Origin of the sequence: Agrobacterium sp. InxBP2 (assembly GCF_026191755.1) — a bacterium.
GTDB classification, from domain to species: Bacteria; Pseudomonadota; Alphaproteobacteria; order Rhizobiales; family Rhizobiaceae; genus Agrobacterium; species Agrobacterium pusense.
Window position 1 is genome coordinate 201,520 of sequence record NZ_JAINDY010000034.1, and the last position, 16,254, is coordinate 217,773.

Sequence of the window (16,254 nt, forward strand, 5' to 3'; positions counted from 1 at the left end):
GAGACAATGTGCGCTGCGGAACCGCGTCGCCCCTCTACCGAACCGTGCCATCTGGGCCCACCTTCCTTTCATGCGGTCCGCTCAGGATCGTTTTCATCAGGGAGGATGAAATCATGAATATTCAGGTTCAGCAGAAAGCGGGCGAAGCGCCCTTCAAGCTGAAATACGGCAATTACATTGGCGGCAAGTGGGTGGAGCCGAAATCCGGCCGCTACATGGATAATCTCTCGCCGGTGACCGGCCACAAGATCTGCGAAGTGCCGCGTTCGGATGCAGCCGACATCGAGTTTGCGCTCGACGCGGCCCACAAGGCCCGCGACAAATGGGGCAAGACGAGCATAACCGAGCGCTCCAACATCCTGCTCAAGATCGCCCAGCGCATTGAAGACAATCTAGATCTCATCGCCCGGGCTGAAACCTGGGATAACGGCAAGCCGCTGCGTGAAACCACCAATGCGGACATCCCGCTCGCCATCGACCATTTCCGCTATTTCGCAGGCTGCATCCGCGCTCAGGAAGGCACGATCGGCGAGATCGATAACGATACCGTCGCCTATCACTTCCATGAACCGCTCGGTGTCGTCGGCCAGATCATTCCATGGAACTTCCCGATCCTGATGGCTGCGTGGAAACTCGCACCGGCGCTTGCAGCAGGCAATTGCGTGGTGCTGAAGCCGGCCGAACAGACGCCGGCCTCCATTCTCATCGTGATGGAGCTGATTGAAGACCTTCTGCCGCCTGGCGTCCTCAACATCGTCAATGGTACTGGCCTTGAAGCCGGCAAGCCGCTGGCGCAGAGCAACCGCATCGCCAAGATCGCCTTTACCGGCTCCACCTCGGTCGGCAAGGAAATCATGCGTTATGCCGCAGACAACGTCACCAACATCACCTTGGAACTGGGCGGCAAGTCGCCGAACATCTTCTTTGCCGACGTGATGAACGAGGACGATGCCTTCCTCGACAAGGCGCTGGAAGGTTTTGCCTTCTTCGCGCTGAACCAGGGTGAGGTCTGCACCTGCCCCTCTCGTGCTCTGGTGCATGAATCGATCTATGACCGTTTCATGGAAAAAGCGATCAAGCGCGTTCAGGCCATCAGCCAGGACGATCCGCTCAATCCGTCGACCATGCTGGGCGCACAGGCCTCGCAGGAACAGTTCGACAAGATCATGAGCTATCTGGAGATCGGCAAGAAGGAAGGCGCCAAGGTTCTGACCGGCGGTGATCGCAAGACGCTGACGGGTGATCTGAAGGACGGTTATTACATTCAGCCGACCGTCTTTGAGGGCAACAACAAGATGCGGATTTTCCAGGAGGAAATCTTTGGTCCTGTTGTCTCCGTCACGACCTTCAAGACGGTGGAAGAGGCGCTCGAAATCGCCAATGACACGGTTTACGGGCTGGGCGCTGGCGTCTGGAGCCGTGACACGAACATCGCCTACCGCGCCGGGCGGGGCATCGAAGCGGGCCGTGTGTGGACGAACTGCTATCACGTCTATCCGGCGGGTGCGGCCTTCGGCGGCTACAAGCAGTCTGGTATCGGTCGCGAGACCCACAAGATGATGCTCGACCACTACCAGCAGACCAAGAACCTGCTCGTGTCCTACAGCCCGAACAAGGTTGGTTTCTTCTGAGGTCCTCCCCGGAAGCCGGCGAGGGGCTGTGGTGCCAGGTCGCCGGCGTGTTCCCAGGGGCTTCTGCCCCTGGGAGCCCGGATCGGGTTTTCAGGCAAAATAAAGGGCCGGAGGTTTTGCCTCCGGCCCTTTTTGTTGCGCATCATGCCGCGTAACGCTGGTCTCGCCGGCGAGGATCGCCCACGGAGAATTGCCCCACCTGTTCGGTCAGGCCATCCGCCTCGTTGGCGAGCGAGAAGGCGGCGGCCGTTGTCTCCTCCACCATGGCGGCGTTCTGCTGCGTCACGTGGTCGAGTTCATTGACGGAGGCATTGATCTCGCTGAGACGGCCGGATTGTTCGCGCGACGCGGTGGCGATTTCGCCGATCTGGTCGTTGACCGACTGGATGCGTTTCTGGATCTGTTCCAGGCTTTCACCGGTCTTCAGCACCAGCGCCACACCGCTTTCCACATCACCCGCAGAGGTGGCGATGAGCTGCGTGATGTCGCGGGCGGCGGCGGCCGATTTCTGGGCTAGTTCGCGAACTTCCTGCGCCACGACTGCAAAGCCCTTGCCGGCCTCGCCGGCGCGCGCTGCTTCAACACCGGCATTCAGCGCCAGAAGATTGGTCTGGAAGGCAATCTGGTCGATGACATCGATGATCTGGCGGATTTTGGCCGAAGAGGTCTCGATGCGTTCCATGGCAACGATCGCTTCTTTGACGACAGCCGTGGATCTATGGGCATCCTGCATCGTATCCGCCGTGGCGGCGACGGCGACATTGCAGCGCGACAGCGACAGATTGACAGCCTGCGTCATGTCTCCGAGCGCCGCTGCCGCCTCCTCAAGGGCTGCTGCCTGACGTTCTGTGCGCCGCGACAGGTCTTCCGAGGCGCTTTTCAGCTCGCCGGAACCGGAGCGGATGGCATTGGCGCTTCCGCCGATATTGGAGATCGTCGCTTCCAGCCCTGCCATGGAGTTGTTGAAGTCGATGCGCAGATGATCGAGTGACGGAACGAAGGATTTTTCGATGCGAAGATCGAGCCTGCCGGCGGCCAGATTGGCAAGACCGGTGGCGAGCGCGTCCACGGCTTCTTCCAGTTCCCTGGCGCTTCTTGCCTTCTCCATCTCGCGCTGGGCGCGTTCCTCGTCCAGTTCTTCACCCTTGCGGTGGGCTTCGGCTTCCATCCGCTGTTTGTCCAGAATGCCCTGGCGGAAGGATTCCAGCGCGCGCGCCATGGTGCCGATCTCGTCGCCACGGGAAACTGCCTTGATCTCGATGTTGTTTTCACCGCCGTTCAGGCGCTCCATAAGACCGGCTAGTCCGGTCAACGGCTTGGTCAGGCTCGCGGAAACGAAAATCCCGATCAGCGTCATTATTGCGAGTACGGCCAGCGTTGCGACCGCTGCCCAGAAGGCGAGATCGTTGGCAGCGGCGAGAACCTTGCTTTCCTGTTGGCCGATGGCAAGAAGATGTTTCTGTCCGAAGACGGCGACCGGACGATAGGCATAGAAGATATTGCCCGCAGGTGTCTGCGCCATGACCGTTCCGGCGTCGTTTACGTTGGAAAGGGCAGCGAGACTTTCGGAAACGGCAGCATCCGCACCGCCCGAGAGGACGCCAGCCCTGAGTTTCCCGTCGGAGCTCAGGAGAACGGCGTCGTCGATGGTCTTGCCGGTTTCCTCGGGCGTCACCACCGCGCCGATGCGATCGGCGGCGATGCGCATGATAACGGCACCCTTGCGCTGGAGCTGACCCCAGTTGGAGACGGCGAGCGGCATGCCGATCATGGCCGAATTATTCTCGCCATCGCTGAAGCCCGTGGTGCTGACGACGCCGTCCTTGCCGGCTTCGATGCGGTCGAACAGCTCCTTGATCGCGGCGTTCTCCGGTTCCGTTACATTGGTCAGGAAGTTCTTTCCCTTGGTCACGGAATAGATAATCAGGCCGTTCTTGTCGATCACGTAGATATCGCTGACGCGGGTATTACGCCAGACGCTGGCAATGGCGGCGTTGATGGTCGCATGACGAATGGCGTAGAGCAGCCGCAACCCTTCGCCGTTGAAGGAGGCGCGCTCCTCTTCGGAGACGCCCTCTCGGCGGAAAGCCTGGATGATGGCGTCCTTTTCCGTTGGGACAACGGTGGTCATCGTTTCGAGCGCCTGGGCCACCGCGGCGTTCTGCGACAGTTCGGAAATGCTCTGTTCGACGCGCAACGTATAGGCATCAAGCTGCTTGGACTGGTTGCCTGCAACCGTTTCGAGCCTGATCTTGCTGGCGTCGATCAGCCCCGATTTACCCATCTCGTAGGACAGCAGCCCCACCGACAGGCAGGAAACCAGTGTCGCACCGGTAACCAGCGCGGCAAATTTGGCTTTGATTGACAATGATTTAGCTTTGACAGCAGTCGGATTTCCACCCGGCATCCTGTTTTCCTCCCCCCAAAAAACGTGGCCGTACCGTTGCAAAAATTGTTTACGGTCGCGTTAAAAGACAGGGAATTGTAGGATAATTTCCCGCATGGCGTGAAAAAATCGAAGAGCCGCGCCGATAGGCACCACGTAATAAAACTGCAACAGAACGGGCGCATATCCAGCGAAGATCAACGGCTGTTCATGTTCATGCAAGCTTTTCACGCTCCTTCTCTCGCCACAATCGATGATGTTTGCGGAACCCGCGCAGACGGATGTGACGGAGCCAATTTGCGATCTGCCCCGGATTTTGCCGTTGTCGTGCCCATGCACAATGAAGAAGCGAGCGTTGAAACGCTGGTGGCAGAGATCGTGAGCGCCTGTGCGCCGGTCGGCCGCTTCGAGATCGTTGTGGTGGATGACGCTTCTTCTGACCGCACGGCGGAAGCGGTTCTGGCGCTCGCTGCCCGTTACAGCATGTTGCGGCTGGTGCGGCACGACCGCCAGGGCGGTCAATCGGCTGCGATCCACAGCGGAGTGCAGGCGGCGCGCGCGCCTATCGTATGTATGCTGGACGGCGACGGCCAGAATCCGCCGGATAATCTGCCGGCACTTCTTGCACCGCTTCTGTCCACCAATGCACCTCGCCGGCTTGGGCTGGTGGCCGGCCAGCGCGTCGGCCGGCGCGACACGCTGGGAAAACGCCTTTCCTCCCGCTTTGCCAACGGGCTTCGGGCGCGAATTTTGAAGGATGGCACGCGCGATACCGGCTGCGGCCTCAAGGCCTTTCGCCGCGACGCCTACCTCGCTTTGCCCTATTTCGACCATCACCACCGCTACTTCCCGGCGCTGTTCAATCGTGACGGCTGGCAGGTCGCCCATGTCGACGTCACGCACCGGGCACGGCTGCATGGAAATTCCCATTATACCAATATCGACCGGGCGCTGGTGGGCATCCACGATCTGATCGGCGTCGCATGGCTTTTGCGCCGGCGCAAGCGGTCAAGCTGGGCTGAAACTTTCATAACGGAGACATTGCCGTGAACGTACCGGCTTTATGGTCCATGCTGCATGTGAACAGCTGGGAAGAATTCGTATGGGTCTTGACCGGTTTCATGGGCCAGATGCTGTTCACCATGCGTTTTCTGGTTCAATGGATTTCATCGGAACGGGCCAACCGGTCGGTCATGCCGGTGGCTTTCTGGTATTTTTCGATTCTTGGCGGTGTGGTGCTGCTCTCCTATGCACTGTGGCGGCGCGATCCGGTCTTTGTTCTCGGGCAGGCATCCGGCCTCTTTATCTATGCTCGAAATCTCTGGTTGATCCATGCAGAACGCCGCCAGCATGCATGAGGCGGCGACCCTGCCTTATGCGCGGGCAGGCGTTGAGCGCCAATGGCTGACATTCGCGTTTTCGGCGATTGTCCTCGTAACTGCCCTGCGCGTCCTCGGGCTCGCCTTCAACCGCACCGACCTTTTTGTCGATGAGGCGCAATACTGGCTGTGGGGTCGCGAAATGGCGCTCGGCGCCTATTCCAAGCCACCGCTCATCGGCTGGCTTATTCGCGCGGCCACCATTCTGGGCGGCGGGGAGGGCACGTTTCAGGTGCGGCTCGCCGCACCCGTCGTGCATGGCGTTGCGGCGGCGGCCATTTTTGTGCTCGGCCGCATGATCTATGATGTCAGGCTGGCCTCGCTTGCGGCAGTGATCTATCTGACCTTGCCAGCCGTGACGCTCGGCAGCCTGCTGATCTCGACCGATACGCCGATGATGCTGTTCATCGTGCTGTCGATGATATCCGTGCGCAAGCTTGCGCTCGCCCGCAGCGAGGGCAGGGCGGCGTTGGGTTGGAGCATCGCTCTGGGTCTCTGTTTCGGCCTCGGGCTGATGTCGAAATATGCGATGATCTATTTTCTGCCGTGCTTCATCGCCGCCGGCTGGCTTTGCGAAGCATGGCGGATCCGGCTGCGTGACGCGGCCATTGCTGCGCTCGTCTGCGTTGCCGTCATCGCGCCCAATCTGTGGTGGAATGCGGCCCATGATTTCATGACTGCACGCCACACCGCCGACAATGCCAACTGGCACGGTGTCCAACTCAAGATCGGCTCCGCGCTTGAATTCTTCTTTTCCCAGGCAGGTGTGGTTGGGCCATACGTCTTCGTCGGCATGATTGTTGCGACAATCCGCGCAAAAACCGGTGAAGCACGGGCGCTCGTCGCTCTTTCCGTACCGATCGTGCTTTTGATCACGGCACAGGGTCTCATGTCGCGGGCACTCGCCAATTGGGCGGTGGGAGCTTATGCGGCAGGCGTACTGCTGGCGGTGCCGATCCTGGCATCGCGACGTTGGCTCATCGTATCCACACTGGTCCTCGGCGGCATCGTCGCAATCGCGCTGCCGCTGATGACGATAGTGGGAACGGGCCTGCGCCTGCCGAACGGTAAACTGGCGATGGCACGTTATCTTGGAAGCTCCGAGTTGGTGTCGACCGGCCTGTCGCGGGCGCGTGAAGCAGGTGCGGACGCTATTGTCGCCAATGATCGTTCGATATTGGCCGAGCTCTTTTACCAGTTGCGGGACGAGAAACAGATGTTGACGCGTGCGCTTCCGGAAACCGGCGTGCCGTCCAGCCATTATGCCCTTCTTTATCCATTGAAGCCGGGCGAAGCGAAAAATCCGCTGTTTCTGGCAAGTGCCGATGGCTTGCCGGCGTGTCTTGCAGGCGAGGCGCCGGTGGCGCACTGGACCGCCGGCCCGGGCTTTGTCGAGGGCAGGGAAATCGGGCTGTGGCGCCTGCCACCACAGTGCATCCCGGAGAGCGCCAATGGACAATGATGTCTCGCATATGCGGATCACCATCTGGGTTACGTTCGCAACGCTTGCGCTGGTGATCCTGTTTGCGACCTTTCCCTCTATAGATCTGCGCTTTTCCGCCTTGTTTTTCTCGCCGGTGGGCCAGCCATGGCCTGGCCGGGAGCCGTTTCCCGAATGGCTGCGCGACACGTTGCGGGAAGGTGTCGAGCTCGCCGCGCTTCTGACTTTCCTGGTCCTTGTCGGCAATCTCCGGCTCGGCACTTCGCAGCGAACCGGCTGGCGAGTCTGGGCGTTCCTTTGTGGCCCCGTGATCCTCTGTGCCGGGCTGCTGGTCAACGGCGTGCTGAAGGCCATGATCGGTCGCGCGCGTCCGTTCAGCGTTACCGAATTTGGCGGGCATCAGCTTTTCACGCCACCTTTTCAGTTCAGCACTCAATGCTATTCGAACTGTTCGTTTTCTTCGGGTGAAACCGCGCTGATCGCGAGTTTTTTCCTGCCCCTCTGTGTGCTTGTCTGGCCGCGCCTGCGGCCCTATCGGCGATGGGTGGTGGGAGCCTTTGCCGCCGGGGCAATCATTCTCATGTCCGGTCTTCGCATCGCGGCCGGCGGGCATTTCCTCAGCGATGTGGTGATGTCCATCCTATTTTCGGCCCTGACGACACTGTTTCTGTACCGGGTGCTGGCGATAAGCCACCACCGTCACCTCTTCAGCGGTGCTGCCATCTCGGCCGATACGATCAGCCTTTGGCGCAATGGCCGCCACGCCATACTTACCCGCGTTCGGGGCTGGTGGCCGAAAATCAGGGCTGCAGCCACCCGTCTCCAACGGCCCCCGGACACGGGTGCGGCGTCGTCTTAGTTGGGAGTTCGAGGTGCAGCATCGCTGGGGTGGGAGCGAGCGGCAAGACGGTTCCGACTCATCCTAGGGGTTGTCCCTATTGCCCGCGCGCCTTGATCTTATCGACGTGGTTAGCTCCTCGGCACAAGGCCGAGGATCACGTTGAGTGAATATGCGCCCACTTCGGCTCAAGCGCATGCCGGAAAAACCGGCAGACGTAGGCAACCCTCAGCGTGATTGCTGAATTTATTCAGTCGAACAGGCCGGAAACCGACTGTTCCTGCGCGGTCCGGTTGATTGCTTCGCCGAGCAGGCCGGCGGTGCTCACCACGCGGATATTATGCGCGGACTGGACACCGGTGGTCGGCTGGATGCTGTCGGTGATGACGAGTTCGCGCAGCTTGGAAGAGGCCACGCGGGCCACCGCGCCGCCGGACAGTACGCCATGGGTGATATAGGCAGTAACGCTGGTCGCGCCCTTTTTCAGCAGGGCTTCAGCGGCGTTGCAGAGCGTGCCGCCGGAATCGACGATGTCGTCAATGAGGATGCAGTCCTTGCCGGAGACATCGCCGATGACGTTCATGACTTCGGATTCGCCGGGACGGTCACGGCGCTTGTCGACGATGGCCAGAAGACAGTCGAGGCGCTTTGCCAGCGCACGGGCGCGAACCACGCCGCCGACGTCAGGCGAAACGACCATGACATTGTTGGTGTCGTAGTGATCCTTCACGTCGCGGGCGAGAATCGGTGCTGCAAAGAGATTGTCGGTGGGGATATCGAAAAAGCCCTGGATCTGTCCGGCATGAAGATCGAGGGTGAGAACGCGGTCGGCGCCGGCTTCGGTAATGAGATTGGCAACGAGCTTGGCGGAAATCGGAGTGCGGGGGCCGGCTTTGCGGTCCTGGCGGGCGTAACCGAAATAGGGAAGCACCGCGGTAATTCGTTTGGCCGAGGAGCGGCGCATGGCATCGATCATGATGAGCAGTTCCATCAGATGATCATTTGCCGGGAAGGAGGTGGACTGGACGATAAAGACGTCCTCGCCGCGCACGTTCTCGCTGATTTCTACGAATATTTCCTGGTCAGCAAACCGCTTTACAGTGGCATTTCCGAGAGGAACATTAAGATACTTGCAGATCGCTTCGGCAAGGTGCCGGTTCGAATTGCCTGCGAAAACCTTCATTGCGGCCGCCTGTTTCCATGCCATCGCCTTGCGCCACGGGGCTCAATCCGCCGTAACCAAGCGTCGTTCAAGGGGAGGAACATCCGGCTGAAAAGCCTTTGCCGGATACGCCTTGTTGCCATGCGCGCCTTAATAGCGCTGTTGCTTCCGATTGCAAGAGGACTCCGCGCTTTCGCAATGATTTTCGTGAAATCTCTGTGACTTCTCCCGTCGTTTCACCTCATCCGCTTTGAGACTGCTTCCATGACGTGTAGTCGTTGAGTGTTTTTGCAGCGATGTCCTGCATGACTTTGTCGGTCACGGCGGCCCATGGATCACTGCCTCGCGCGGTCACTGCCTCCTGCCCCTGCAGGCGGTGCAGCCGCACGCCATTGGCGTCGAGAATGTCCCACACGTATACGACATTGACCTTGCCGCCATCGGCAAAGGCGGAAAAATATCCCTTCAGAATATTTTCGGCGGAATTGTCGTTGGATGCGCGGATTGTCAGCCCCTTGGCCCGCGCTTCGGCCCCCAGTTGGCGGGATAGCGGTGTCACCGCCTGTACCGGTGCGCCGATGATGGGCAGGAAGCGGATGGAATTCGCGGCGGTGGCAGGTGCAAGGGAAGCCGTCTGCTGTGACGGCGGTTGTTGCGTGACGGCGGGGGCCGCGGCCGCGGTCTGGTTCTGACGGAGCGGTTCCCCGTACTGGCTGCCATTGGAGAGCGCCTGTGCCTGTGCCTGCAGGGAGTTCTGGGGTGCATAGGCAGGGACGGACGATGCGATTGCCGGCCCGCCTGCGGGTGCGCGGTCGGCGGCTGCCGCCATCTGGTCGAGATCACCCTGTGTTACCGGCGTCGACTGTGATGCGTTGTGGCCAACATCCACCTGTGGCGTCAGCGCTTCCGTGGTGTTGCAGCCGGACAGGATCAGTGCCAAAGCCGGAACAATGAGGGCAACCCCCAACCGGCTCATGCGATTTTCCCTCTCATGTTCCGCTCCTTCTTGCCCAAGGTGGCGCAATGTAAGGGCGGTTTTCCCGCTGTGTCAAACCCGGGGGCGATTTAAGCTGTGAGAAGATCGAGGCTGTGACGCGACAGTGGCTCCGGCGCGCCGTCCGTGGTCAGATATGTCTGGCCGAGCGTCATGGCCGTGCCGGAATCGGAATCCATCACGATCATATGCACAAAGAGCGTCATGTCAGCGGTGATCTCCTGCGGATTGCCGGAGTGGAACATCTGATGCTCCATCCAGGACGGGGAGAAGCGCGCGCCCAGCGAATAACCGCAGGAGTTCAGCCGATGGCGGGTGAGGCCGCGCTCGTCCATGACGCGGGCATGCACATCGAAGACGTCGCCGAATGTGTGCCCGGGGCGCAGTACCTCCTCGATCGCGGTCAGATTTTGCAGGCAGGCGCTGTAAAGCTCCTTCTGGCGGAAATCCTGTTCGCCGATCACCACCGTGCGCATCATGGCGGCATGGTAATGGGCGCTGACGCCGGCCCATTCCAGTGTCAACTGATCCTTGCTGTCGAGGATACGACGGCCTGCCTTGTAGCGGCAGAGAAGCGCATCCGCGCCTGAGCCGATGATGAATTCATTGGCGGGGTAGTCGCCGCCGCCCGCGAGCACCGCACCCTGCATTGCCGCAAGAATGGCGGCTTCGTCCGCGCCGGGCTTGATGAGCAGCAATGCGGCATCGAGAGCATCATCGGCCAGCTGGCCAGCCTTGCGGGCATAGGCGATTTCGGCGGGACTTTTGACGAGCCTGAGGGTGCTGACGAGATACGACGCATCGACCATCTGGCCGAAGCTCGCAAGCTGGTTATCCAGCAGGCGGGCGACACGGCCGGTCATGCCGTGGGTGTCATATTCCACGCCGATCTTTGCGCCCAGAAGGTCGAGATCGCTCAGCAGATTTTTGAGATCGAGCGTCGGGTCGGCATTGGGTCGATCGACCCAGAGGAGGACGTTCTCGATGATCGAAGTATTGCGGGCCTGACGCAGATCGGCCGAGCGTGTCAGCAGCGTCATGGAGCCATCCGATTTCACCACCAGCGTCTGGAAGAAGCAGTAGCCGAAAGTATCGTAGCCGGTCAGCCAGTACATGCTTTCCTGGGCGAAAAGCAGCAGCGCATCCAGCTTCTCCTCGGCCATTTTCGCGAGCAGCCGCTCGCGGCGGGCATCGAATTCCGAAAGCTCGAAATGCAGGGCCATCTTAGTCCTCCAGAATTGCGATTGCGGAAATCTGCCGGCCGTAATCGGGTTCGGCGCGGTGGGTGGTGCGGCGGTAGGAATAGAAGCGTTCTTCGTCCGGGTAGGTGCAGAGACCAAGATTTTCCGCCTTCACACCGGCTTTGGTCAGGCGGTCGATGGTGAACTGCTTGAGATCGAACAAGGCGTGGCCCTCTTTCTCCGCCCTGGAGAAATAATCCGCGTAAGCGGGCTCGATATCGGTGAAACGCGCGACATATTCCGGCCCGACCTCATAATTGTCCTGGCTGATGGAGGGGCCGAGCGAGGCAGCAATACGATCGCGGTTGGCCCCGAGCTTCGTCATCGCCTCGATCGTGTTTTCCAGCACGCCGAACAAAGCACCCTTCCAGCCGGCATGGGCGGCACCCACGACGCCCGCTTCCGCATCGGCGAACAGGATGGGGCCGCAATCGGCGCTCAACACGCCGAGGACGAAACCGGGTGTCGCTGTCACCATCGCATCTGCCTGCGGACGGCTGCCGTCATAGGTTCCGTCAACCACGACAACCTCGGGGGAGTGGACCTGATGGACCGTGGCGAGGCGGTCTGGGGCAAGGCCGAACCATTGGGTTACGCGGCGGCGGTTTTCCTGCACCCGTTCCGGCTCGTCATCAGATCCGAGCCCGACATTGAGGCCTTGATAAAGACCATCGGAAACGCCGCCCTGCCGGGTGAAAAAGCCATGGCGGATGCGATTTTTATCGAAGGCGGCGAGGAGGGGACTCTGGATGGGGAGCGGCAGCGTTACGTTCTGCATGGTGCGGGAGTTCCTTGGAGAATTTCGCTGTAGCCCAGTGGAGCAGGGTCAAGCGAGATGTTTCCTGTTGCCGCGGCGTTGCGCGGCGTGTGTGATGCAGTGTGCCTGCTTCGTGTGTCGCGACGATGTTGGCCCAGAGGTTATTACGCTGTCAATCCACCGCACGAAACGGCAGAAGATGGAGCGCGGGACTGGAAACGGCGATGACTTTGAAAAGTTCCCCCATCTTGCCGGCGCCTTCGCCGGCGAGGCGGTTGACGGCTTCGGCGATGGCGAGGGTCTGGTCCGCGGTTGCCTTGGCGGCGAGCGCGCCGGCCCGTTCCTTGAGGCCGAGGCCGTAGAGGAAATCGCCCTGTCTCAGGGTGCCGTTAACGTGAACACCGGTCGCCTCGGCCGTTTTCACAAGACTTTCGAAATCGACATGGCTGGTCAGATCGGCTTCGCCTGGATGGGCGAGCGGCGGATCGAAGGCATGGTTGCGCATGGCCTGCAGCGTGTCGCCATAGCCGGCAACCAGATGGCCGTAATCAATGGCGAGCGCGGTGCCGCCATGGGCGGACAGGCGCTGGCAGATTGCGGTCATCACCGCTTCCCGGGCAGGCGAAATCTCGAATATCGTGCCAAGCGGCTGCCGTTCGGGCTGCGGCGGAAGCAGCGCCGGGTCTATGCTGGCAAGACCCGTGGAGAAGACGAGGTCGCCATTGGCATCGAGGCTGACCACGCGTTCGCGGAAACCCTGCGGCGTCCTGACGAATTGCCGGATCGGAATGGCGTCGAAAAGTTCGTTGGCGACAAGCAGCAGGAAACCATCAGGCACATCGTCGAAACTGTCATGCCATGCCAGTCGACCCGCATGTTCGGCCAGCGTTTCCTTCTGGATGGCGGAAAGGCGGGGGCTTGTCTCCACCAGATGCACCCGCATCGTCTCATAGAGCGGCGGCGCGATGCGGCGGATGACGCGCAGCATGTCCGCCATCATGGTGCCGCGGCCGGGGCCGATTTCCACCAGCCGGGTTTCAGCGGGTGCACCGTGCCTCTGCCACGCATGAACCACGAAAACACCAAGCATTTCACCGAAAAGCTGGCTCACCTCCGGGGCGGTGATGAAATCACCCGAACGGCCGAAGGGTTCGCGGCTCTTGTAATAGCCATGTTCCGGATCGGCGAGGCAAAGTGAAAAGAAGTCGGTTACGCTAAGCGGACCGTTGAGCCGGATAAGTGATTTGATGCGTTGCGCGAGCGGTGTGGTCATGGCTGGCCATACCGCTTTAGGCGACTTTTGTCGCGCGGCGCGCGCGCAGGACGGCCCAGAGGCCCAGAAGGAACATTGGAGTGGACAGAACCATGCCCATGGTCAGCCAGTTGCCGGCGAGGTAACCGATCTGCGCGTCCGGTTCGCGAAAGAATTCCACGAAGATGCGTGACAGCGCATAACCGCAGACGAAGATGCCAGTGACGGTGCCGGGCCGCTTCAGAGCCTTGAAGGCGTAAATGGCGATGGCCAGAACGATGGCCAACACGAGGCCTTCGAGGCCAGCCTCATAAAGCTGGCTCGGATGGCGCGCGAAAGGGCCGCCTGTGGGAAAGACGACCGCCCATGGCACATCGGCAATGCGGCCCCACAATTCGCCATTGATGAAATTGGCAATGCGCCCGAACAGCAGCCCGATGGGCGCTACGGCCGCGACGATATCGAACATGCTCCAGACAGGAATGCCGTTCTTGCGGGCGAAAAGAAGCATGGCGATCGTCGTGCCGATCAGGCCGCCATGGAACGACATGCCGCCATTCCATATTTCGATGGCTCTGATGGGATTGGCGGCGACCGCAGCGAGATCGTAAAACAGGATGTAGCCGATGCGTCCGCCGAGCACGATGCCGCCAGCAGCCCACAGGATGAAATCGTCAAGATGCTGCGCCGAGATGGGTGAGGCGTCGTTAGGCCACAGGCGATCCGTGCGAGCGAGGCGGCGGGCGTAAAGCCAGCCGAGCATGATCCCCACAACATAGGCGATGCCGTACCAGTGGATCGCCAGAGGACCGATGGACAACGCTATCGGGTCGATGTTCGGGAAGGGCATGATGGCGAGTGAAGTGGGAGCGGCTATCAATCCGTATATATTCCGTCATCGTTGCTGGGCGGACAACGGATCATCCATTGTCTCAAAGGACCGGGCGATGATGCTCACCGGTTCTTTGACGCCAAGGAAAATGGCGATTGCGGTGGCGGCGGTCAAGGTGATTCTTTAAGCTATGGCTCAACATACCAAAGGTGACGCAAGCTCTTGGGATTTTTCGATTTCGCTTGCAAGGCGACGGTGGAGTGCCTACCTGAATGCTATCAACAGCGGGCAAGATGATGCCCCTGAACCGACGAAGGATGAGCGCCATGAGCACGACAGGCACCAATCGTTTTCTGGATGAATTCGCCAAGCTGATGACGGATGCGGCCGGCGCGGCCCAGGGCGTGCGCAAGGAAGCCGAGGCTGCGTTCCACGCACAGGCCGATCGCTGGCTGAACAGTCTGGATGTCGTCCGGCGCGAGGAATTCGACGTCGTGCGGGAGATGGCTATCCAGGCGCGGGATGAAAATGACGCCCTGCGCGCCCGGATCGAGGCTCTCGAAGCAAAGCTTTCGGCCACGAAGGACTGATTCTTCATCACTTTTCTCAGAAGCCCCGGATCGCAGGCGATTCCGGGGCTTTTTGTTTTTCGGCTCTCTCTGGCCGACTTGGTCTCCGGTTGCCGAAAGTCGTGCTCAGACGCGAATTTTTTGGGCCTGTGGACACTTCCAAAAAACACAATCGGCAGAGTCGCTTAAGACTCTCGCCTGAGGTGATGGGGGAGAAGATATCCACTGCTCAAAAAGCAAAAATGGCGAGCGAGGGGTGGCAGCGGGACTCGGCCATTATACACTGATTTTAAATGATGATTCGAAAAGACCGGTAAGCTCCAGACAGGGTGAATGCGTTATTCTGGTGGTGTCGGGCAATCGTCTCAAATGTTTATCCCGGTTTGTATGTGCGTTTTGTGCCCGGCGTTCAAAACACGACATTCCGACCGGCTGAGAAGGTGCCGCATGAGTCTGATAGAATTTGAAATTGAGCGTCAGTCCAATCCCGTCGATATGATCGAGATTGTCGCTGCCTCGAATGACTGGTCGTTCGAGCGTTCGGGCGAGGACGAGATCGCCATGACTGTGGCGGGCCACTGGGCCGATTATCACGTTTCATTTGCGTGGATGGAAGATTTCGAAGCGCTGCATCTTGCCTGCGCCTTTGACATCAAGGTGCCCGATCACCGTGTCAACGAAGTCATTTGCCTGCTGTCGCAGGTCAACGGTCAGGTGCTGATGGGGCATTTCGATCTGTGGCGGCAGGAAGATGTCGTGATCTTCCGCCAGTCGCTGCTTCTGTCAGGCGGTGCCGAGCCGAACAACCAGCAGGTGGAAGTGCTGCTCTCCAGCGCGCTGGAGGCCTGCGAGCAATATTATCAGGCATTCCAGTTCGTCGTCTGGTCGGGTCTGGATGCGAAAAGTGCAATCGAAGCGGTCATGTTCGAGACCGTTGGAGAAGCGTAACATGGTGTACAAGGCTTCCGGGCCGCTCGTCCTAGTGGGCGCCGGCAATATGGGCGGCGCCATGCTGTCTGGCTGGCTGAAAAAGGGCGTGCCGGGATCGCAGGTCATTGTCGTTGACCCGCGGCCCTCCGACGCCATGCGCACAACGATTACGGAAGCGGGTGCGGCCCATAGCGAAAGCGCGCCTGAAGGCGTCAAGGCCGGCATTCTTTTCGTGGCGGTGAAACCGCAGATGATGGAAGCAGTGCTGCCTTCGCTGAAGCCCCTGCTGGGCCCGGAAACGGTCGTCGTCTCCATCGCGGCGGGCACCACCATTGCCACCTTCGTTTCGCATTTCGGTGCGATTGCCGCGGTGCGCGCCATGCCCAATACGCCAGCGATGGTGGGCCGTGGTGTTACCGGCGCATATGCAAATGAACTTGTGACGCCCGAGCTTAAAGCCGTGGTGGACGGATTGCTGAAGGTCAGCGGTCCGGTCGAATGGGTGGATGCCGAAAGCGATATCGATGCCGTGACCGCGGTTTCGGGCAGCGGGCCAGCCTATGTCTTTTATCTCGTGGAATGCATGGCTGAAGCCGGCCGTAAGGCCGGTCTGCCGGCGGATGTGGCCATGCGTCTGGCGCGTGAAACCGTGGCTGGCGCCGGCGAGCTTCTGCACCAGTCCTCCGACGAGGCGGCGCGCCTGCGCCAGAATGTGACTTCGCCGGGCGGCACCACGGCTGCCGCACTTTCCGTGCTGATGGCCGAAGACGGCATGCAGCCCCTGTTCGACAGGGCGGTCGCCGCTGCCAAGACCCGCGCTGAAGAACTGGCGGGCTGAGGAG

Annotated in this window: 15 protein-coding genes; 8 read left to right on the top strand and 7 right to left on the bottom strand. The window is 60.4% G+C overall.

Going from position 1 to position 16,254, the window contains the following annotated elements:
* Positions 1–113: 113 nt before the first annotated feature.
* The gene (gene adh, locus K7A42_RS22800; protein ID WP_004442948.1) at positions 114–1,631 is read left to right on the top strand and encodes an aldehyde dehydrogenase; all 1,518 of its coding nucleotides are present in this window, start codon (positions 114–116) and stop codon (positions 1,629–1,631) included.
* A gap of 142 nt (positions 1,632–1,773) precedes the next feature.
* Here adh and K7A42_RS22805 read toward each other — a convergent pair whose 3' ends face one another.
* Positions 1,774–4,038, bottom strand: a complete 2,265-nt coding sequence (locus tag K7A42_RS22805; RefSeq protein WP_322784321.1) for a methyl-accepting chemotaxis protein — start codon at positions 4,036–4,038, stop codon at positions 1,774–1,776.
* A 189-nt stretch (positions 4,039–4,227) separates the two neighbouring features.
* Between K7A42_RS22805 and K7A42_RS22810 the strand changes: the two genes are divergently transcribed.
* The 4 genes from K7A42_RS22810 to K7A42_RS22825 are packed head-to-tail and all read left to right on the top strand — an operon-like array spanning position 4,228 to position 7,696.
* A complete protein-coding gene (locus K7A42_RS22810) occupies positions 4,228–5,067 on the top strand; it encodes a glycosyltransferase family 2 protein (RefSeq protein WP_282455934.1) in 840 nt (279 codons plus the stop codon).
* 20 nt (positions 5,068–5,087) lie between these two features.
* Positions 5,088–5,375, top strand: coding sequence for a lipid-A-disaccharide synthase N-terminal domain-containing protein (locus tag K7A42_RS22815; protein WP_035209260.1), 288 nt, complete (start codon positions 5,088–5,090; stop codon positions 5,373–5,375).
* Positions 5,350–6,858, top strand: a complete 1,509-nt coding sequence (locus tag K7A42_RS22820; protein WP_282455935.1) for an ArnT family glycosyltransferase — start codon at positions 5,350–5,352, stop codon at positions 6,856–6,858. The genes K7A42_RS22815 and K7A42_RS22820 overlap by 26 nt, the downstream gene beginning before the upstream one ends.
* Positions 6,848–7,696 carry a phosphatase PAP2 family protein gene (locus K7A42_RS22825; protein WP_282455936.1) on the top strand — a complete coding sequence of 283 codons (849 nt, stop codon included), beginning with the start codon at positions 6,848–6,850 and terminating at the stop codon, positions 7,694–7,696. Before K7A42_RS22820 ends, K7A42_RS22825 begins: the two co-directional genes overlap by 11 nt.
* A gap of 229 nt (positions 7,697–7,925) precedes the next feature.
* Here K7A42_RS22825 and K7A42_RS22830 read toward each other — a convergent pair whose 3' ends face one another.
* From K7A42_RS22830 to lgt, 6 genes are all read right to left on the bottom strand, one after another.
* Positions 7,926–8,858 (bottom strand): ribose-phosphate pyrophosphokinase, encoded by a 933-nt coding sequence (locus tag K7A42_RS22830; RefSeq protein WP_003522877.1) that lies wholly within the window; start codon positions 8,856–8,858, stop codon positions 7,926–7,928.
* A gap of 220 nt (positions 8,859–9,078) precedes the next feature.
* Positions 9,079–9,813 (bottom strand): hypothetical protein, encoded by a 735-nt coding sequence (locus K7A42_RS22835; protein ID WP_137068869.1) that lies wholly within the window; start codon positions 9,811–9,813, stop codon positions 9,079–9,081.
* Positions 9,814–9,902: 89 nt separating this feature from the next.
* The gene (locus K7A42_RS22840; protein ID WP_282455937.1) at positions 9,903–11,054 is read right to left on the bottom strand and encodes a M24 family metallopeptidase; all 1,152 of its coding nucleotides are present in this window, start codon (positions 11,052–11,054) and stop codon (positions 9,903–9,905) included.
* 1 nt (position 11,055) lies between these two features.
* Complete coding sequence (gene pgeF / locus K7A42_RS22845; RefSeq protein ID WP_153776209.1) at positions 11,056–11,850, bottom strand: peptidoglycan editing factor PgeF; 795 nt, start codon at positions 11,848–11,850, stop codon at positions 11,056–11,058.
* A 151-nt stretch (positions 11,851–12,001) separates the two neighbouring features.
* Complete coding sequence (locus K7A42_RS22850) at positions 12,002–13,102, bottom strand: class I SAM-dependent methyltransferase (protein WP_004442937.1); 1,101 nt, start codon at positions 13,100–13,102, stop codon at positions 12,002–12,004.
* A gap of 16 nt (positions 13,103–13,118) precedes the next feature.
* The gene (gene lgt, locus K7A42_RS22855; protein WP_282456032.1) at positions 13,119–13,931 is read right to left on the bottom strand and encodes a prolipoprotein diacylglyceryl transferase; all 813 of its coding nucleotides are present in this window, start codon (positions 13,929–13,931) and stop codon (positions 13,119–13,121) included.
* 308 nt (positions 13,932–14,239) lie between these two features.
* Between lgt and K7A42_RS22860 the strand changes: the two genes are divergently transcribed.
* From K7A42_RS22860 to proC, 3 genes are all read left to right on the top strand, one after another.
* On the top strand, positions 14,240–14,503 hold the full coding sequence (locus K7A42_RS22860) for an accessory factor UbiK family protein (RefSeq protein WP_004442935.1): 264 nt from the start codon (positions 14,240–14,242) through the stop codon (positions 14,501–14,503).
* 426 nt (positions 14,504–14,929) lie between these two features.
* The gene (locus K7A42_RS22865; protein ID WP_004442934.1) at positions 14,930–15,430 is read left to right on the top strand and encodes a YbjN domain-containing protein; all 501 of its coding nucleotides are present in this window, start codon (positions 14,930–14,932) and stop codon (positions 15,428–15,430) included.
* A gap of 1 nt (position 15,431) precedes the next feature.
* Positions 15,432–16,250 (top strand): pyrroline-5-carboxylate reductase, encoded by an 819-nt coding sequence (proC, locus tag K7A42_RS22870; protein ID WP_004442932.1) that lies wholly within the window; start codon positions 15,432–15,434, stop codon positions 16,248–16,250.
* The last annotated feature ends 4 nt before the right edge of the window (positions 16,251–16,254 follow it).